The 17,157-nt window shown below is 60.4% G+C and carries 19 protein-coding genes; 18 read left to right on the top strand and 1 reads right to left on the bottom strand.

Annotated features, from left to right (window positions below):
• Positions 1-77 precede the first annotated feature (77 nt).
• Genes guaA through JL474_RS05270 form a run of 5 tightly spaced genes read left to right on the top strand, consistent with a single transcriptional unit; the run spans position 78 to position 5,090 of the window.
• Complete coding sequence (guaA, locus tag JL474_RS05290) at positions 78-1,655, top strand: glutamine-hydrolyzing GMP synthase (RefSeq protein WP_203141176.1); 1,578 nt, start codon at positions 78-80, stop codon at positions 1,653-1,655.
• A gap of 32 nt (positions 1,656-1,687) precedes the next feature.
• A complete protein-coding gene (gene tadA / locus JL474_RS05285) occupies positions 1,688-2,200 on the top strand; it encodes a tRNA adenosine(34) deaminase TadA (protein WP_203141175.1) in 513 nt (170 codons plus the stop codon).
• 60 nt (positions 2,201-2,260) lie between these two features.
• Positions 2,261-3,244, top strand: a complete 984-nt coding sequence (gene galE, locus JL474_RS05280) for a UDP-glucose 4-epimerase GalE (RefSeq protein ID WP_123634878.1) — start codon at positions 2,261-2,263, stop codon at positions 3,242-3,244.
• 59 nt (positions 3,245-3,303) lie between these two features.
• The gene (locus JL474_RS05275; RefSeq protein ID WP_203141174.1) at positions 3,304-4,653 is read left to right on the top strand and encodes a UDP-glucose dehydrogenase family protein; all 1,350 of its coding nucleotides are present in this window, start codon (positions 3,304-3,306) and stop codon (positions 4,651-4,653) included.
• A gap of 2 nt (positions 4,654-4,655) precedes the next feature.
• Complete coding sequence (locus JL474_RS05270) at positions 4,656-5,090, top strand: HIT domain-containing protein (protein WP_123634880.1); 435 nt, start codon at positions 4,656-4,658, stop codon at positions 5,088-5,090.
• 19 nt (positions 5,091-5,109) lie between these two features.
• Here JL474_RS05270 and fabR read toward each other — a convergent pair whose 3' ends face one another.
• Positions 5,110-5,742: an HTH-type transcriptional repressor FabR gene (fabR, locus tag JL474_RS05265; protein ID WP_123634881.1), complete on the bottom strand. Its 633-nt coding sequence runs from the start codon at positions 5,740-5,742 to the stop codon at positions 5,110-5,112.
• 414 nt (positions 5,743-6,156) lie between these two features.
• Here fabR and JL474_RS05260 point away from each other — a divergent pair, with 414 nt between their 5' ends.
• The 13 genes from JL474_RS05260 to ybgF all read left to right on the top strand — a co-directional run bounded on the left by JL474_RS05260 (position 6,157) and on the right by ybgF (position 17,071).
• Positions 6,157-6,411, top strand: a complete 255-nt coding sequence (locus JL474_RS05260; RefSeq protein WP_123634882.1) for an FmdB family zinc ribbon protein — start codon at positions 6,157-6,159, stop codon at positions 6,409-6,411.
• A 39-nt stretch (positions 6,412-6,450) separates the two neighbouring features.
• Positions 6,451-8,253, top strand: a complete 1,803-nt coding sequence (gene aspS, locus JL474_RS05255; protein ID WP_123634883.1) for an aspartate--tRNA ligase — start codon at positions 6,451-6,453, stop codon at positions 8,251-8,253.
• A gap of 98 nt (positions 8,254-8,351) precedes the next feature.
• Positions 8,352-9,101 (top strand): YebC/PmpR family DNA-binding transcriptional regulator, encoded by a 750-nt coding sequence (locus JL474_RS05250; protein WP_203141173.1) that lies wholly within the window; start codon positions 8,352-8,354, stop codon positions 9,099-9,101.
• Between the two features lie 24 nt (positions 9,102-9,125).
• Positions 9,126-9,644, top strand: a complete 519-nt coding sequence (gene ruvC, locus JL474_RS05245; RefSeq protein WP_123634885.1) for a crossover junction endodeoxyribonuclease RuvC — start codon at positions 9,126-9,128, stop codon at positions 9,642-9,644.
• A gap of 68 nt (positions 9,645-9,712) precedes the next feature.
• The gene (gene ruvA / locus JL474_RS05240; protein ID WP_203141172.1) at positions 9,713-10,333 is read left to right on the top strand and encodes a Holliday junction branch migration protein RuvA; all 621 of its coding nucleotides are present in this window, start codon (positions 9,713-9,715) and stop codon (positions 10,331-10,333) included.
• Between the two features lie 267 nt (positions 10,334-10,600).
• Entirely contained in the window at positions 10,601-11,623 is a 1,023-nt protein-coding gene (gene ruvB / locus JL474_RS05235) for a Holliday junction branch migration DNA helicase RuvB (protein ID WP_203141171.1), read from the top strand.
• A gap of 1 nt (position 11,624) precedes the next feature.
• A complete protein-coding gene (ybgC, locus tag JL474_RS05230; protein WP_123634888.1) occupies positions 11,625-12,050 on the top strand; it encodes a tol-pal system-associated acyl-CoA thioesterase in 426 nt (141 codons plus the stop codon).
• A gap of 38 nt (positions 12,051-12,088) precedes the next feature.
• Positions 12,089-12,781 carry a protein TolQ gene (tolQ, locus tag JL474_RS05225; protein ID WP_123634889.1) on the top strand — a complete coding sequence of 231 codons (693 nt, stop codon included), beginning with the start codon at positions 12,089-12,091 and terminating at the stop codon, positions 12,779-12,781.
• Positions 12,782-12,799: 18 nt separating this feature from the next.
• A complete protein-coding gene (gene tolR / locus JL474_RS05220) occupies positions 12,800-13,240 on the top strand; it encodes a protein TolR (RefSeq protein ID WP_203141170.1) in 441 nt (146 codons plus the stop codon).
• Between the two features lie 7 nt (positions 13,241-13,247).
• Positions 13,248-14,288, top strand: coding sequence for a cell envelope integrity protein TolA (tolA, locus tag JL474_RS05215; protein WP_328797777.1), 1,041 nt, complete (start codon positions 13,248-13,250; stop codon positions 14,286-14,288).
• 41 nt (positions 14,289-14,329) lie between these two features.
• On the top strand, positions 14,330-15,619 hold the full coding sequence (tolB, locus tag JL474_RS05210) for a Tol-Pal system beta propeller repeat protein TolB (RefSeq protein WP_203141169.1): 1,290 nt from the start codon (positions 14,330-14,332) through the stop codon (positions 15,617-15,619).
• Between the two features lie 93 nt (positions 15,620-15,712).
• Complete coding sequence (gene pal, locus JL474_RS05205) at positions 15,713-16,288, top strand: peptidoglycan-associated lipoprotein Pal (protein WP_123634893.1); 576 nt, start codon at positions 15,713-15,715, stop codon at positions 16,286-16,288.
• Positions 16,289-16,303: 15 nt separating this feature from the next.
• Positions 16,304-17,071, top strand: a complete 768-nt coding sequence (gene ybgF, locus JL474_RS05200; RefSeq protein ID WP_203141168.1) for a tol-pal system protein YbgF — start codon at positions 16,304-16,306, stop codon at positions 17,069-17,071.
• Positions 17,072-17,157 lie beyond the last annotated feature (86 nt).

Below are 17,157 nucleotides of genomic sequence, written 5' to 3'. Positions count from 1 at the left end.
AACGAGGTCTTGAGACCGGTTCCGGGGTGCGGGATATTGTCCTGTACCCCGTTCGTTTTTTCTGAATTGAGGATTTCATGGTTCAAAATATTCATGACCACCGCATTCTGATCCTGGATTTTGGTTCCCAGTACACCCAGCTGATTGCCCGCCGTGTCCGTGAGATCGGTGTCTACTGTGAAATCCGCCCGTTCGACATCACGCTGGAAGAGCTGGACGAGTTTCGTCCCAAGGGCATCATTCTGGCCGGTGGCCCCGAATCGGTGACCGAACTGGGTGGTCCCCGGGCTCCGGAAGGCCTGTTCGACCGTGACCTCCCGATCCTGGGTATCTGCTACGGCATGCAGACCATGGCCGAGCAGCTGGGTGGCCGTGTGGCCAGTTCCGAGAAGCGGGAGTTCGGCTACGCGCAGGTGAAGGTCCGCGCGGAAGGTCCGCTGTTGAAAGACATCACCGACCACCTGACCGAGCAGGGCGAGTCGCTGCTCGACGTCTGGATGAGTCACGGGGACAAGGTCGTGGCCATGCCGGAAGGCTTCGAGCTGCTGGCATCCACCGAGAGCGCGCCGATTGCGGCCATGCAGAACGTGGATCGCAACCTCTATGGCGTGCAGTTCCACCCGGAAGTGACCCACACCCTGCAGGGCAAGCGCATCCTGGAGCACTTCGTACTGAACATCTGTGGCTGCGAGGCGCTGTGGACGCCGGCTCAGATCGTTGAGGATGCGGTTCGCCAGATCCAGGAGCAAGTGGGCTCCGAGAAAGTGCTGCTGGGTCTGTCCGGTGGTGTGGACTCCTCCGTCACGGCGGCACTGCTGCACAAGGCGATCGGCGACCAGTTGACCTGTGTGTTCGTTGATAATGGTCTGTTGCGCCTGCACGAAGGCGATCAGGTGATGGACATGTTCTCGCGCAACATGGGCGTGAAGGTGATCCGCTCCGACTCCGAAGACCTGTTCCTGTCCAAGCTCAAGGGCGTCACCGATCCCGAACAGAAACGCAAGGTCATCGGCAACACCTTCATCGATGTCTTCGACGACGAGGCCGCCCGCATCAAGGACGTCAACTGGTTGGCGCAGGGCACCATTTATCCGGATGTCATCGAGTCCGCTGCATCGAAAACCGGCAAGGCCCACGTCATCAAGTCGCACCACAATGTGGGTGGTCTGCCGGAGACCATGAAGCTCAAGCTGGTCGAGCCGCTGCGGGAGTTGTTCAAGGACGAGGTCCGCCGCATCGGTCTGGAACTGGGTTTGCCGTACGACATGCTCTACCGTCACCCGTTCCCGGGACCGGGTCTGGGCGTTCGCATCCTCGGTGAGGTCAAGAAAGAGTATGCGGAAATCCTGCGCCGTGCTGACGCCATCTTCCTGGAAGAGCTGCATCGCGCCGATCTCTACCACAAGGTAAGCCAGGCGTTCGCGGTCTTCCTGCCGGTCAAGTCGGTGGGCGTCGTGGGTGATCAGCGCCGTTACGAATATGTCATCGCCGTTCGCGCCGTTGAGACCGTGGACTTCATGACCGCACGTTGGGCACGCCTCCCGTACGAAGTGCTGGAAACCGTCTCCAACCGCATCATCAACGAGATTTCCGGGGTGTCCCGTGTGACGTACGACATCTCCTCGAAGCCGCCTGCCACCATTGAGTGGGAATAAGCGGAAGCAAGAGCCGTCGGGAAATTAACGGGATGGTAACCGCACAGACAGGCGATCAGGCGCGTGACGATGTATTCTGGATGTCTCGCGCCCTTGATTTGGCCAATCAGGCGGCCTCAATCGGTGAAGTTCCGGTTGGGGCCGTTGTCGTGTTGGGCGGTCGTGAAATCGGCACCGGTTTCAATGCCCCGATTTCCGGCTGCGACCCGACTGGCCATGCCGAAATACGGGCGCTGCGCGATGCCGCGCGCCGGGTGGGGAATTACCGGCTGTCCGGAGCCACACTCTATGTCACGATCGAGCCTTGCATGATGTGTGCAGGCGCCATCGTGCATGCGCGTATTTCACGGTTGGTTTACGGTGCGACCGAGCCCAAGGCCGGTGCGGTGGAATCGTCCGCCCGTCTGTTGGATAGTGAAGCCTTGAACTGGTCTGTTGAGGTCGAGGCTGGAATACTCGCTTCACAATGCAGTGACAAGATAAGCACATTCTTTGCAGCTCGGCGAAAAGCGATAAAAGAACAGCGTCGTCGCAGGTGCGGGTAGAGCAGGGTTTGCGGCAGCGACGCCTGCATCGACAAACAAGCTGAATGGAAAGGGAAAGCTATGAAAGTTCTGGTAACCGGCGGCGCCGGCTATATCGGCAGTCACGTGGTGCGGCAGCTGGGCGAGGCCGGGCACGACGTGGTGGTCTACGACAACCTGTCGACGGGCCATCGCTGGGCCGTAACCTGCGGTGAACTGGTCGTTGGCGATCTGGCGGACGAAGAGGCGCTGGAAGCGCTGTTCAGTGCGCACAAGTTTGAGGCGGTTCTGCACTTTGCGGCGAACATTGTGGTGCCGGAATCGGTCAGCAATCCGCTCAAGTATTACGGCAACAACACCCGCAATACCCTGAACCTGCTCAAGGCAATCGAGCGCCACAGCATTCCCTACATGGTGTTCTCGTCCACCGCGGCGGTCTATGGCATGCCTGATGCACAGGTATTGACCGAGGATATGCCGCTGGCGCCGATCAACCCCTACGGCGCGTCCAAGATGATGAGCGAGCGCATGATCATGGACCTGGCGGCGGCCAGCTCCCTCAATTACGTGATTCTGCGCTACTTCAACGTGGCCGGCGCCAATGCCGAAGGTCTGCTGGGCCAGGCGACGCCGGAAGCCACCCACCTGATCAAGGTGGCCTGTGAGTGCGTCAACGGCGTACGCGATGGCATGCAGATTTTCGGGACGGACTACGACACCCGGGATGGCACCTGTATACGCGACTACATCCACGTCGAGGACCTGGCGAAAGCCCACGTTATGGCGCTGGACTACATGAAGCGGGGCGGTACGTCGGACGTGTTGAACTGCGGTTACGGTCGTGGCTTTACGGTGCGTGAAGTGATTGAGGTGGTGAAACGCCTGTCGGGCAACGACTTCCCGGTCACCGAAACCGAGCGCCGGGCGGGTGATCCAGCGGCTCTGATGGCGGACAATTCGAAAATTACCCGAACCCTGGGCTGGCAGCCGGACTACGACGATCTCGATACCATCGTCGGCACGGCACTGGCCTGGGAGGAAATCTGGCAGGCGCGGCAGAAGTAGGCGGTCTCTCTGCGCTGGCCAAAAGGGATTGAAATCTGAACGATTGAAAGGATGAAGGCATGAAAATTACGATCTTTGGAACCGGCTATGTGGGTCTGGTTACGGGTGCGTGTCTGGCGGACGTCGGCCACGAAGTCCTGTGTATGGATGTGGACCCGGAGAAAATCGACAAACTGCGCAACGGCATCATCCCGATTTATGAGCCGGGCCTGGAATCGATCGTCAATCACAACGTGTCAGCCGGTCGCCTGCTGTTCTCTACGGACACCCAGGAAGCTGTGGCCCATGGTGAGGTCCAGTTTATCGCGGTCGGTACGCCGCCGGATGAAGATGGCTCGGCCGACCTGCAATACGTTCTGGCTGTGGCCCGTTCCATCGGCCAGTACATGACCGGCTATAAAGTGGTGGTCGACAAGTCCACGGTTCCGGTTGGCACGGCCGACAAAGTGGCCGGCGCCCTGCGGGCCGAGCTGGACAAGCGTGGCGAAGAGCTGGATTTCGACGTGGTCTCGAACCCGGAATTCCTGAAAGAGGGTGCCGCGGTCGCCGACTTCATGAAGCCGGACCGCATCATTGTCGGTACGGACAGCGACAAGGCCGAAGGCATCCTGCGCGAGGTCTACTACCCGTTCAACCGCAATCACGACCGCATGATCTTCATGGACGTGCGTTCCGCGGAGCTGACCAAGTATGCCGCCAACGCCATGCTGGCCACCAAGATCAGCTTCATGAACGAAGTGTCCAACCTGGCCGAGCGCCTGGGTGCGGACATTGAGTCCGTGCGCCGCGGTATCGGTTCCGATCCGCGTATCGGCTATCACTTTATCTACCCGGGCTGCGGCTACGGCGGTTCCTGCTTCCCGAAAGACGTGACTGCACTGTCACGGACCGCCCGTGACTGCGACTACGAAGCACGCCTGCTGAACGCGGTCGAAGCCGTCAACATGGCCCAGAAGCACGTGCTGTTCGACAAGGTCAGCCACTACTTTGGCGGGGATCTGGAAGGCAAGACCATTGCGCTGTGGGGCCTGGCGTTCAAACCCAACACCGATGACATGCGTGAGGCGTCCTCGCGGGTGCTGATGGAGTCGCTGTGGAAGGCGGGTGCCAAGGTCCAGGCCTACGATCCGGAAGCCATGAAGGAAACCCAGCGGATCTACGGCGAAGAGCCCGGTCTGCAGCTGTGCGGCACCAAGGAGCAGGCACTGAAAGGGGCCGACGCACTGGTCATCTGCACCGAGTGGAAAGAGTTCCGGTTGCCGGACTTTGAGGTCATTTCTGAAGCACTGAGTCATCCGGTGGTGTTCGACGGTCGTAACCTTTACGAGCCTGAAATGCTCGAGCGCCATGGCCTGATTTACTATGCTATAGGCAGAGGTAGAAACCAGTTTTCCGCAACCGGGAGTTGAATATGAGTGGGACAGCGCCGTTTGTCCTGCATGAAAAACTCGCTGAAGACACGCTTCCGCTGGCCAGCAGTGAGCTGAGTGAATTGCGGCTGATGAACGACAGCCACTATCCCTGGCTCCTGCTGATTCCCAAACGGGTGGGTGTCCGGGAAATCTACGAATTGGCGCCGCCGGATCAACAGCGCCTGCTTCGTGAGTCGAGCGCGGTGGGCGAGGCCCTGATGACCGCATTCGACGGGCACAAGCTCAATGTGGCTGCACTGGGGAACATGGTTCCCCAGCTGCACCTGCATCACGTGGTTCGGTTTGAGGGCGATCCGGCCTGGCCCGGACCTGTTTGGGGTGTGGTGCCGGCGGCACCCTATGCGGAAGCGGACCTGCGAGACATGCAGAAGAAACTGGTTCCGGTGATTTCAGCCTACCGCTCGGTATCCTGACCGGGCGGCGCTGGCTTTTTCAGGTCCGGAACCCTCTTTCCCCCTGGCGCGCCAGCGCCTGGGCGCCCACCAGTATCATTCTTAATTCCGCCTTCAGCTTATCCTGCAGTTCGCTCTTCTCCCGCGGCGTCGCATCGAGGACTTCGGCCCCCTGGTTGAACACCAGTGTGACCATGGCTTCCGCAACCAGCTTGGCGTCGGAAAGCGGCTTATGCTGCTCCTCGGCAAAACGGCGCAGGTCATCCGCCAATTCGGTCACGAAATGATCGATTTCGGCCTGAATGGCCGTCCGGAACGTCTTGGAAACACCGGTGCGCTCGCGCAGCATCAGTCGGAACAGGTTGGCGTTGTTGTGCAGGTACTCCATGAACGTATCCACGGAGGTGTTGATCGCGCTGCCATTACGGGCAATGCGTTTTCGTGCCTGGCGCATCAGCTGACGCAAGGCAACGCCGCCTTCATCGACCAGGGCCAGGCCAAGTTCGTCCAGTTCGGCAAAGTGCCGGTAGAAGGAGGTCGGCGCGATACCGGCCTCCCGGGCAACCTCGCGCAGGCTCAGGCTACCGAATCCGCGCTCGGCGCTCAGTTGGCGCAAGGCGGCATCCATCAGGGCTCGACGGGTTTTCAGTTTTTGTTCGGCTCGGGCGGACACGCTGTTCTCCAGGTCCAGAAATACGTGCGGGCGCTGGAATTCCGGTGGGGACTCCAAGGGTTTTCGGCCCGGGAAAAGCAACACATGTTACCTTTCGCGGGAGGAGGCGTCATCCGCGTTCCCGACCGGGTGTCGTCGGACCGGTTCAATGCAACCGGACAACGCCACAATTCCGTATGATCGCGGCCTGATTTTGCTGGCGGTTATGTTTATAATATGCGGCCTTCAAACCGATGGGTCGGGCGCGTGTTGCGGACCAGGTGCCTGGGAGTACCGGTCACCCGGTTATCACGGGACAGACTCGGCGGTTTTCCGATAATGTGACCAGCGCTCCGGCGCAGTGGGCTGGCGGTTCCAGGCCGGTCCCGGCGAAGTGAGATGGCTGGTGTTGGTTATATTGTGGGGATTCAGTCAATGCCGATTTACGAATACGTCTGTGATGCGTGTGGTTTCGAGAAAGACGTCATCCAGAAAATGAGTGACGCACCGTTGAGCGTGTGCCCCTCATGCGAAGCGGAGAAGTTCCGCAAGCGGATTTCCGCGGCCGGTTTCCGTCTGTCCGGAAGCGGCTGGTACGAAACCGATTTCAAGACCGGTAGCAAAAAGAATCTGGCGGAGAAGGGCGGCGAGTCCGGATCCGGGAGCAAGACTGAGTCAACGGCTGGCTGAGTCTCTGAACACACTGAACACTGATTAACAGGAAAGGGTATGCGCAGTCACTATTGCGGTGGAATCAACGAATCACATATCGATCAGGACGTGACCCTCTGCGGCTGGGTTCATCGTCGCCGCGACCATGGCGGGGTTATCTTTCTGGATCTGCGTGATCGTGACGGCATGTCCCAGGTCGTGGTGGATCCGGACACGCCGGAAAGCTTTGGTCTGGCGGAGAAGGTCCGCAGCGAGTTCGTGATCCAGATCACCGGTCGCGTGCGTCGCCGTCCGGCGGGTACCGAAAACGCCAACATGCCGACTGGCCAGGTGGAAGTCCTGTGTAAGGAACTGACCATCCTGAACGCTGCGGCCACACCGCCGTTCCCGCTGGACGAGCACGTCGATGTGGGTGAGGACGTGCGTCTGCGCTACCGCTTCGTCGACCTGCGCCGTCCGGAAATGCTGAACCGCCTGCGTTTCCGTTCGCGGGTCACCAGCTACATCCGCAACTACCTCGACAGCCACGAGTTCATGGATGTGGAAACGCCCATCCTGACCCGTGCCACGCCGGAAGGTGCGCGCGACTACCTGGTGCCGAGCCGGACCCACGAAGGGTCGTTCTTTGCACTGCCGCAGTCTCCGCAGCTGTTCAAGCAGTTGCTGATGGTGTCCGGTGTGGATCGTTACTACCAGATCGCCAAGTGTTTCCGTGACGAAGACCTGCGGGCCGACCGTCAGCCGGAATTCACCCAGGTGGATATCGAGGCTTCCTTTATTGACGAGCAGGGCCTGATGTCCATCACCGAAGGCATGGTGCGCGAGCTGTTCCGCGACGTGCTCAAGGTGGACCTGCCGGAATTCCCGCGTATGCCGTATTCCGAGGCCATGCAGCGTTTCGGCAGTGACAAGCCGGACCTGCGTATTCCGCTCGAGCTGGTGGACGTCGCCGATCTGGTCGAGAGCGTGGACTTCAAGGTCTTCGCCGGTCCTGCCAAGGACCCGAAAGGTCGCGTCGCGGCCCTGCGTCTGCCCAAGGGCGGCGAGCTGACCCGCAAGCAGATCGATGAGTACACCAAGTACGTGGGCATCTACGGTGCCAAGGGTCTGGCCTACATCAAGGTCAACGATCTGAGCCAGGGTGTGGCGGGCCTGCAGTCGCCGATCATCAAGTTCCTGGGCGATGACGTTGCTATGGCGCTGATCGAGCGCGTCGGTGCGGAAGACGGCGATATCGTTTTCTTCGGCGCGGACAAGACGACCGTGGTCAACGAGGCGCTGGGCGCTCTGCGCGTGAAACTGGGCCACGACCTGAACCTGCTGACCGCCGAATGGGCGCCGCTGTGGGTCGTCGACTTTCCGATGTTCGAGGAAGACGGCAATGGTGAACTGACAGCCATCCACCATCCGTTCACCGCGCCGTCCTGCAGCGCAGAAGAGCTGGCGGCGGATCCGGCCAACGCGCTGTCCCGTGCCTACGACATGGTGCTCAATGGCACCGAGCTGGGTGGCGGTTCCATCCGTATCCACAACGAAGACATGCAGGAGGCGGTGTTCCGCATCCTGGGCATTGACGAGACGGAAGCCCGCGCCAAGTTCGGCTTCCTGCTGGATGCGCTGAAATTCGGTTGCCCGCCGCACGGTGGCCTGGCCTTTGGTCTGGACCGCCTGGTCATGCTGATGACCGGTGCCAGCTCGATCCGCGACGTGATCGCCTTCCCGAAAACCCAGAGCGCCACCTGCCTCATGACCCAGGCGCCGGGCGAAGTGGACGAGCGCCAGCTGAAAGAGCTGCACATCCGTCTGCGCAAGCCGGCCGTCGCCAAGGGTGTCGAAGGCGAGGCCAAGAAGGAAGACTGATCCTCACCGACGACAGACGTCTCTCCCGACCGTGGCCACTCCCCGGTCGGGAGTGCTCGTTGAGTAGCTTTTGCATTTACCACTTGATGGAGTGATTCATGGCAGGTCACAGCAAATGGTCCAATATCAAGCATCGCAAGGCGGCTCAGGATGCCAGGAAAGGCAAGGTTTTCACCAAGCTCATCCGTGAGCTGACCGTTGCCGCCCGTCAGGGTGGAGCGGATCCCAACGACAATCCCCGTTTGCGTGCCGTGGTCGACAAGGCACTTACCGCCAACATGAAGAAAGACACCATGGAGCGGGCGATCGAGCGGGGTGTCGGCAATTCCGACGACACCAATTACGAAGAACTCACCTACGAGGGGTACGGTCCCAACGGCGTCGCCATTTATGTGGAGGCGATGACCGATAACCGCAACCGTACGGTGGCTGAGGTGCGTCACGCCTTCAACAAATTTGGTGGCAACTTGGGTACGGACGGCTCCGTGGCCTACCTGTTCACCAAGCAGGGCGTGATTTCCTACGGTCCGGAAACCGATGAAGAGTCGCTGATGGAAGCGGCGCTGGATGCGGGTGCCGAAGACCTGGCCAAGCAGGAAGACGGTTCCTTCGAGATCGTCACCCTGCCGGAGCAGTTCCTCGACGTGAAGGAGGCGCTGGTGGCATCCGGTCATGCGCCGGACAACGCCGAAGTGACCATGGTGCCGGCCACCTACATCGAGCTGGATCGGGATGCCGCCGAAACCATCCTCAAACTGATCGACATGCTGGAAGATCTCGACGACGTTCAGAATGTCTATTCCAACGCCGACATCCCGGCCGAGGTAATGGACGCCCTGAATGCCTGATTCTGGAGCAGCCGGAGACTGGGTGTGTCGATAATTCTGGGTGTGGATCCCGGCTCGCGGGTCACCGGCTACGGGCTGATCCGCAGCAACGGTCGCCTGACCGAATACCTGGACAGCGGCTGTATCCGCATGGGCGAGAAGCCCATGGCCGAGCGTCTGCAGGTGATCTATCAAGGTCTGGCCACCCTGATCGACCAGTTCCGCCCCGACGAGTTTGCCATCGAGCAGGTGTTCATGGCGCGCAACCCGGATTCCGCCCTCAAGTTGGGACAGGCCCGGGGCGTGGCGATCGTCACGGCGGCCAATTCGGGGTTGCCCGTCAACGAGTACTCGGCCCGACAGGTCAAGCAAGCGGTGGTCGGCAAGGGCGGGGCCGACAAGACACAGGTGCAGCACATGGTTCAGAGTATCCTGAAGCTGAACAAGCGGCCTCAGGCGGACGCCGCCGACGCCCTGGCGATTGCCCTGTGCCACGCCCACATGAGTCAGAGTATTGGCCGCATCGCGGCCGGCAGCCGCGTTCGGGGCGGTCGGCTCCGGTAGGCAGACAATAAAGACGACAATGACAGGCGACGCGCTCCCGTGTCGCTCAGGCAGCGAGGAGGCAGTGCGTGATAGCCCAGATCCGCGGACGACTGATCGAGAAAATGCCCGGCCATGTTCTGGTGGACTGCAACGGCCTCGGTTATGAACTGGATATTCCCTACACCACCTTTTTCCATCTCCCGGAATCCGGTAAGGAGGTGACACTCTTTACGCACTTCTCGGTGCGCGAGGATGCCCAGAACCTGTATGGTTTTGCCGCTCGGCTGGATCGCGACCTGTTTCGCCTGTTGATCAAGGTAAACGGCGTCGGCCCGAAGATGGCGCTGGCGATCCTGTCGGGTCTGGATTCCCAGCAGTTTGTGCGCTGCGTCGATAATCGGGATGTGGCCTCGTTGGTCAAGATCCCGGGTGTTGGCAAGAAAACCGCCGAGCGGCTGCTGATCGAAATGGGCGATCGCCTTGGAAAGCTTGAAGGCATGCCGCAGATCAATGCGGACGCGCCGACCCTCAACACCGCCAACCAGCCTGACGCCCACAAGCCGGAAGACGAGGCGGAAGCGGCCTTGATTTCACTGGGTTACAAGCCCCAGGAGGCCGCCAAGGCCGTCAGTCGCGTGGCCGAAGCCGGCATGAGTTCCCAGGAAATGATCCGTCTGGCCCTGAAGAACATGATTCCCGCCGGTTGAACTCTCCCGGAACACAGTGTCTGATAGTGTCACCAGCCTGCACAGGCGCATAAAAAACGTCCCGCTCACCCTGACTGCGACAGCTATCCAGGACTGGCGGGACGTTACGTCGTTTTGTTTAAATGCAACTCAAGTTGCCGTCTGACAAGAATCTGACCAGAGCGTAACGTGACAGCGGGACTCGCGTTTGTAAAATGAACGTGAAATGATGTTGAACGCGTCGCCACGGAATACAGATAAACAACAGGATGCCCGCGAACCAACGCCATGATTGAATCCGATCGCCTGATTTCACCGCAGAGCAGTGCGTTTGAAGATGTACAGGATCGTGCTATTCGTCCCACATTGCTGTCCGAGTACGTCGGCCAGTCTGCGGTTCGGGAGCAGATGGAGATCTTTATCTCCGCGGCGCGTCGTCGCCAGGAAGCTCTCGATCACGTCCTCATTTTCGGCCCGCCGGGTCTGGGTAAGACCACGCTCGCCAACATCATTGCCAATGAAATGGGTGTGGCGATCAAGACCACATCCGGTCCGGTATTGGAAAAGGCCGGCGACCTGGCGGCCATGCTCACCAATCTGGAAGAGGGCGACGTTCTCTTTATCGATGAGATCCATCGTCTGAACGCGGCCGTCGAGGAAGTGCTCTATCCGGCGATGGAGGACTACCAGCTCGATATCATGATCGGTGAGGGGCCAGCGGCCCGTTCGATCAAGCTGGATCTGCCGCCGTTTACCCTGGTGGGCGCGACCACCCGGGCGGGCTTGCTGACCTCGCCGCTGCGGGATCGCTTCGGCATTGTCCAGCGGCTGGAGTTCTACAACAACGCCGACCTGACCCACATTGTCCAGCGCTCGGCGTCGCTGTTGGGTGTGGAGATGGAAGACGCCGGTGCCCGGGAAATCGCACGCCGTTCACGGGGGACGCCGCGGATTGCCAATCGCCTGCTGCGCCGGGTGCGCGATTACGCCGAGGTGAAAGCCGACGGCGTGATTACCGCTGAAGTGGCGGATCTGGCGCTCAATATGTTGAAGGTGGATAACCAGGGCTTTGACCACATGGACCGCCGTTTGCTTCTGGCCATGATCGAAAAGTTCGACGGTGGCCCGGTGGGCGTAGAGAGCCTGTCAGCGGCGATCAGTGAGGAACGCGGCACCATCGAGGACGTGCTGGAGCCGTTCCTGATCCAGCAGGGGTATATGGTCCGCACGCCCCGCGGGCGTATGGTGACCAACCATGCCTACCTGCACTTCGGCGTGACGCCGCCGGGCAGCGATTCGGAGGGGCAATAGCATGGAAGCGCCGAAACACGAGTTTCGTTGGCCGGTACGGGTCTATATCGAAGACACCGATGCCGGCGGCATCGTCTATCACGCCCGCTATCTGCACTTTATGGAGCGGGCGCGCACCGAGTGGGTGCGCAGTCAGGGGATCGCCCTGCGGGCCGGTCTTGCGGACAACATCAGTTATGTCGTGCAAAAGATGGACATTCACTTCCGGCAGCCGGCCCGGCTCGATGACGAGCTTTGGGTCTCGGCGAATCTGGTGTCCAGCGGTCGCGTCTGGTTTGGCTTCAAGCAGCAAGTCATACGCCAGTCCGATGGGGCGTTGCTGGCGGAAGCGGATGTCAAAGTGGCCTGTGTGGCGTTGGACACCGGGCGCCCCCGAGCATTGCCGGAGGCCATGCAGGCCGTCGTCAGGGAAATTACAGCGAATTGAAGGGCCGGTGCGGCCCGAGTCAGATCCAGGAGTGAAACGTGGAGTCACATCTTTCGGTTTGGAGTCTTGTTGCGAACGCCAGCTTCCTGGTCCAGGTGGTCATGTTGCTGCTCGTCCTGGCCTCGGTTATCTCGTGGGCCCTGGTGTTCCAGCGCCTCCAGGTGTTCAAGAAGGCACGCAAGGCCCAACTGGTCTTCGAGGAAAAGTTCTGGTCCGGCATGGATCTGGGGCAGCTTTATCGTGAGGTCAGCAATGATCCGACGGCCCACAGCGGTCTTGAGTCGGTATTCCGGGCCGGTTTCCGGGAGTTCTCAAGGCTGCGCCAGCAAAGCCAGGATCCCGATGCGGTGATGGACGGCTCCCAGCGTGCCATGCGGGTGGCGTTGTCCCGGGAGCAGGAAAAACTCGAAGCGCACCTGCCGTTCCTGGCGACGGTCGGTTCCACCAGTCCTTACGTGGGGCTGTTCGGCACGGTCTGGGGGATCATGAACTCCTTCCGCGGCCTGGCGCAGGTTCAGCACGCCACCCTGGCGACCGTCGCGCCGGGCATTTCCGAAGCCCTGATTGCCACTGCCATGGGTCTGTTTGCCGCAATTCCAGCGGTTGTGGCCTACAACCGGTTTGCTGCCAAATCCGACGCGTTGCTGAAGAACTACGAAACCTTCGCCGAAGAGTTTTCCAGCATCCTGCACCGTCGTGTTCACAGCAGCGAGAAAGGCCGCGCAGCCTAAGCTGTCGGGAGGCACAGTATGAAAAGTACGGGAATTACCTCGACGCCGCGGCGTAAGCCCATGGCCGAGATCAACGTGGTGCCTTACATCGACGTGATGCTGGTGCTGCTGGTGATCTTCATGGTGACGGCGCCGATGATGACCCAGGGGGTCAAGGTGGATCTGCCGGAAACCACCTCCGATCCGATGCAGGCACCAAAAGACGTTGAGCCTGTCATTGTTTCTGTGGATGCCAACGGCGCGTACTACATCGAAGTGGGTGACAAGGGCTCCGATCCCATGCCGTTGCCGACTTTGACGGAGCAGGTCAACAAGGTTCTTTCCGGTCGCAGCCAGCGCGATGTGCTGGTTCGAGGCGACCGGAATGTGCAATACGGCACGGTGGTCCGGCTGATGGCGGCCCTGCAGTCGGCTGGTGCAACCAGTGTCGGGCTGATCACGGAGGAACCGGAAGGTTGATTCGGTTGTGACGGATAATAAACGCGAACCCAATGATTATCTGTCGCGCCCGCCCTGGCGCAGTCCGGTGGCTCTGTCCATCGCGCTGCACGTGGGGATTGTGGTGTTTTCGCTGGTGGGCTGGTCCTGGTCCAAGCCCAGTCACGAGCCGCCTCCGCGCAGTATCCAGGCCCGGCTGATCATGCCGGAGCCAGTGGCCGCGCAGAAGCCGGAGGTCAAGCCACCGTCGCAGCCGGAATCACAGCCCAAGCCGGATCCCCAGGAAGAGGCCCGTAAAAAGGCGGCGGAACAGGCCAAGGCTGAGGAACAGAAGCGCCAGGAAGAGGCCCGCAAAAAGGCCCTGATTCGCGAGAAAGAGAAGCAGGAAGCGGCCGCCAAGGCGAAAGAGGAGGCCCGCCGTAAAGCCGAGGCCGAAGCGGCGGCTGCCGCCAGGAAAAAGGCGGAAGAGGAAAAGCGGCGCAAGGAGCTGGCCGAGAAGAAGGCCGCTGAAGAGAAGCGCAAGGCGGAAGAAAAAGCCGCCGAAGAGCGTCGCAAAGCCGAGGAAAAACGTAAGCAGGAAGAAGCGGAGCGCAAGCGCCAGGAACAGCTGGCCAAAGAGCGGCGTGAAGCGGAAGAGAAGAAGCGCGAGGAAGAGCGCCGCAAGCGCGAGCAGCAACTGGCGACGATGGCCGAACAGGCGCAGCAGCAACAGGAAGCGGCCGCACGTGAAAAGGCGGAGGCTGCCGCAGCCGCCAAGGCACGGCAGGCCCGGATGGCTTCGGAAAGCGAAAAATACGAGGCCCTGATCCGGCAGAGGCTGAGTGATGCCTGGTATATCCCGTCGTCTGCGCGCAAGGGGCTGAAAACGACACTGGAGATTACGTTGCTGCCGACCGGCGAGCTGGTCTCGGTCAAGATCACCAACAGCAGCGGCAACACAGCGTTTGATAACTCGGCTCTCAGTGCCGTTCGGGGTGTGAGTCGCTTCCCGGTGCCGGACGATGCGGACGTGTTCAACACGTATTTCCGCCGGTTCTCGATTCAGTTCGACCCGGAAACGCTCAAGTAGGGTGCTGATTTAAACCGATCGACAACGACAGGATGCACAGAATGATGCGTGTGATAGTGACCATGGTGCTGGCCGCCTGTATCGCGCTCCCGGTTCACGCGGAGCTGATGATTCGGATTACCGAGGGGGCCGACAACGCCATCCCGGTGGCGGTGGTGCCGTTCGGTAAAGCCGATGGTTTCCAGCCCAGTGAGAACATCAGCCAGATTGTCCACGAAGATCTGGCGATGAGCGGTGAATTCAAGCCGCTGGCGACGGAGCGCATGCTGAGCCTACCCACCAACGGCGACGATGTGTTTTACCGGGACTGGCGCCTGCTGGGCCAGAAATACCTGTTGGTCGGCCAGGTGCAGCCGGCGGGCGGCGACAAGGTGTCGGCCCGCTATGAGCTGTTCGACGTCAACCGCGAAAAGCGCATCATGGGGGAAACCGCGTCTGTAGCCTCCAACAATCTGCGCACGCTGGCCCACCACATCAGCGACAAGGTGTACGAGGCGATCACCGGCAACAAGGGCGTTTTCTCCACCCGCATTGCCTACGTCACCCTGGATATGGAGAACGGCAAGCGCATCTATCGTCTCAACGTCAGCGATGTGGACGGCAAGCGGGCGAGTGTCCGTCTCAAGTCGAGCGAGCCCATCCTGTCGCCGGCCTGGTCCCCCGATGGTAAGAAGCTGGCGTACGTGTCCTTCGAGACAGGGCGCCCGGCAATCTATATCCAGGAACTGGCGAACGGTAAGCGTACACGGATCGCCCAGTTCCCCGGCCTGAACTCGGCGCCGGCCTGGTCACCGGATGGCGACTCGCTGTTGATGACCCTGTCCCGCGACGGCAATGCCGAAGTCTACAAGATGGACGTGGCCAGTCGGAAACTGACGCGGATGACGGATCACTGGGCGATCGATACCGAGCCCGACTGGTCGCCCGACGGCGATTCCTTCCTGTTCACGTCGGATCGGTCCGGTGGGCCACAAATCTACATGATGGATGCCGATGGCGGCGACCTGCGTCGCTTGACCTTCGGCAGTCGCTACAACGCACGTCCCCGGTTCAGCCCGGACGGCGAACACATTTTCTATGTTCACCAGCGCGATTCCTATTTCCACATTGCGCGGATGAATATCGAAAGCGGGGAGGAGACGATTCTGACCCGGACCAAGCTGGATGAGTCGCCCAGTGTGGCTCCCAATGGACGTCTGCTGATCTATGCAACCCAGGAAGGGGGCAAGAGTGTGCTTGCGGTCATTTCCGCCGACGGTGGTTCCAACTACATTCTCCCGTCGCGTTTCGGTGATGTGCGTGAGCCGGCCTGGTCACCCTTCCTGAATTGACGTTAAAACGGTAACTTATAGGCCACTGGGTCAGTTCCGGATGCAATCCGGCGTTCAGCGGCTCACACATCAAAACCAATCAAGGAAAAGACAATGATTCGTACCTATTCCAAGTTATTCGCATTGCTGGTTGCCATGGGCGTCATGGCGGGCTGTAGTTCAACCGGTGGCACGCAGGAAGAAGGTGCTTACGGCTCCGATGTCTCTGCCGTTGATCAGGAAGGCGGTAGCGAAGTCTACGGCGGTGAAGGTTCCAGCGGTGTTTCCTCTCAGACCATGACTGACGAGGAGCGTGCCGCACAAGCTGAACAGGCGGCCCAGCAAGAGCAGGCGGCCATGCGCAAGATCACCACGTTCTACTTCGATTTCGATACCTCTGAAATCAAGTCCGAGTCCCGCGACGTGCTGATTGCTCACGCCAAGTATCTGGCAGCGAACCCGAACCGCAGTGTCCGCCTGGAAGGTCACGCGGACGAGCGCGGTACCAAGGAATACAACCTGGCCCTGGGTGAGCGTCGTGCCAAGGCCGTCGAGCGCTTCCTGGTGGTGAATGGCGCCTCGCGCGACCAGATCGAAACCATCAGCTACGGCGAAGAGAAGCCGGCTGTGATGGGTCACGACGAGAGCGCGTACGCCCAGAACCGTCGTGTGGAATTGATCTACCAATAACAGGGTGTGTGGCACATGAGGCGATTTCTCATGGCCGCCGTGGCGCTGTCGCTGAGCGGCAGCGCCCTGGCGCAATCTTCGGTTCCCGCTTACCAGAACGCGGACTCTGCGGCTCGAAGCCAGTCGGGTGACAGCCAGGCCAGTTCCGAGCTGTATTTCATGATCCAGCAGCTGCGTCGACAGGTGCAGGAACTGCAGGGCGATCTGGAAGAACAGCGGCACAAGCTCGATCAGCTCTCCAAGCAGTCCCGGCAGCGTTACATCGATCTGGATCAGCGCGTCCTGGAGTTGTCGCGCAAGCAGTCGGATCAACCGTCACAGGCTGCGACGGGGGCTTCCGGTGCGGACGAGCAGGGTGGTGGCGACTCGGATCAGGTCCAGAAAACGCGGGAATACCGCGCGCCGACCCAGGCCGAGCAGGCCGAATACGATGAGATCCAGACGCTCATCCGGGACAAGAAGGCCTACGACCAGGCGATCGACAAGCTCTACGGCTTTATTTCGGAGCACCCGGAAGGGGATCTGACGGTCAATGCCTATTACTGGCTCGGGGAAGTGTATCTGGCCAAGCCGCAGTTGCCTCAGGCCAAGCAGGCGTTCACGATCGTCGCGACCCGGTTTGCCGATCATCGCAAGGCGCCGGATGCGTTGTACAAGCTCGGTGTGACCCAGGCTCGAATGGGCGACGATGCGGACGCACGCTCGACCCTGCAGTCGGTGCCAAAGAAATACCCGGATTCCAACGCAGCGAAGCTGGCGCGGGATTATCTGACGAAATTGTGATCAAAACCGGGGTCGCATTGGTCGGTTTGTAAGCAGGTTTTTGTTGCGGTTGATGTTTTCTGAGGAATTCAGAAAATTTCCTGGAA

The sequence above is a fragment of the Marinobacter mangrovi genome (genome assembly GCF_016798325.1).
GTDB classification, from domain to species: domain Bacteria; phylum Pseudomonadota; class Gammaproteobacteria; order Pseudomonadales; family Oleiphilaceae; genus Marinobacter_A; species Marinobacter_A mangrovi.
Note: the sequence above shows the minus strand (reverse complement) of the source record. Positions and strands in the feature narration are given on the sequence as shown.

Excerpts from the sequence above, each read along its gene's own strand:
- tadA (WP_203141175.1), top strand. The coding sequence starts at position 1,688 with ATGGTAACCGCACAGACAGGCGATCAGGCGCGTGACGATGTATTCTGG.
- ybgC (WP_123634888.1), top strand. The coding sequence starts at position 11,625 with ATGGAAGCGCCGAAACACGAGTTTCGTTGGCCGGTACGGGTCTATATC.
- guaA (WP_203141176.1), top strand. The coding sequence starts at position 78 with ATGGTTCAAAATATTCATGACCACCGCATTCTGATCCTGGATTTTGGT.
- tolB (WP_203141169.1), top strand. The coding sequence starts at position 14,330 with ATGATGCGTGTGATAGTGACCATGGTGCTGGCCGCCTGTATCGCGCTC.
- tolR (WP_203141170.1), top strand. The coding sequence starts at position 12,800 with ATGAAAAGTACGGGAATTACCTCGACGCCGCGGCGTAAGCCCATGGCC.
- JL474_RS05270 (WP_123634880.1), top strand. The coding sequence starts at position 4,656 with ATGAGTGGGACAGCGCCGTTTGTCCTGCATGAAAAACTCGCTGAAGAC.
- galE (WP_123634878.1), top strand. The coding sequence starts at position 2,261 with ATGAAAGTTCTGGTAACCGGCGGCGCCGGCTATATCGGCAGTCACGTG.
- pal (WP_123634893.1), top strand. The coding sequence starts at position 15,713 with ATGATTCGTACCTATTCCAAGTTATTCGCATTGCTGGTTGCCATGGGC.
- JL474_RS05250 (WP_203141173.1), top strand. The coding sequence starts at position 8,352 with ATGGCAGGTCACAGCAAATGGTCCAATATCAAGCATCGCAAGGCGGCT.
- JL474_RS05260 (WP_123634882.1), top strand. The coding sequence starts at position 6,157 with ATGCCGATTTACGAATACGTCTGTGATGCGTGTGGTTTCGAGAAAGAC.
- aspS (WP_123634883.1), top strand. The coding sequence starts at position 6,451 with ATGCGCAGTCACTATTGCGGTGGAATCAACGAATCACATATCGATCAG.
- ybgF (WP_203141168.1), top strand. The coding sequence starts at position 16,304 with ATGAGGCGATTTCTCATGGCCGCCGTGGCGCTGTCGCTGAGCGGCAGC.
- JL474_RS05275 (WP_203141174.1), top strand. The coding sequence starts at position 3,304 with ATGAAAATTACGATCTTTGGAACCGGCTATGTGGGTCTGGTTACGGGT.
- ruvB (WP_203141171.1), top strand. The coding sequence starts at position 10,601 with ATGATTGAATCCGATCGCCTGATTTCACCGCAGAGCAGTGCGTTTGAA.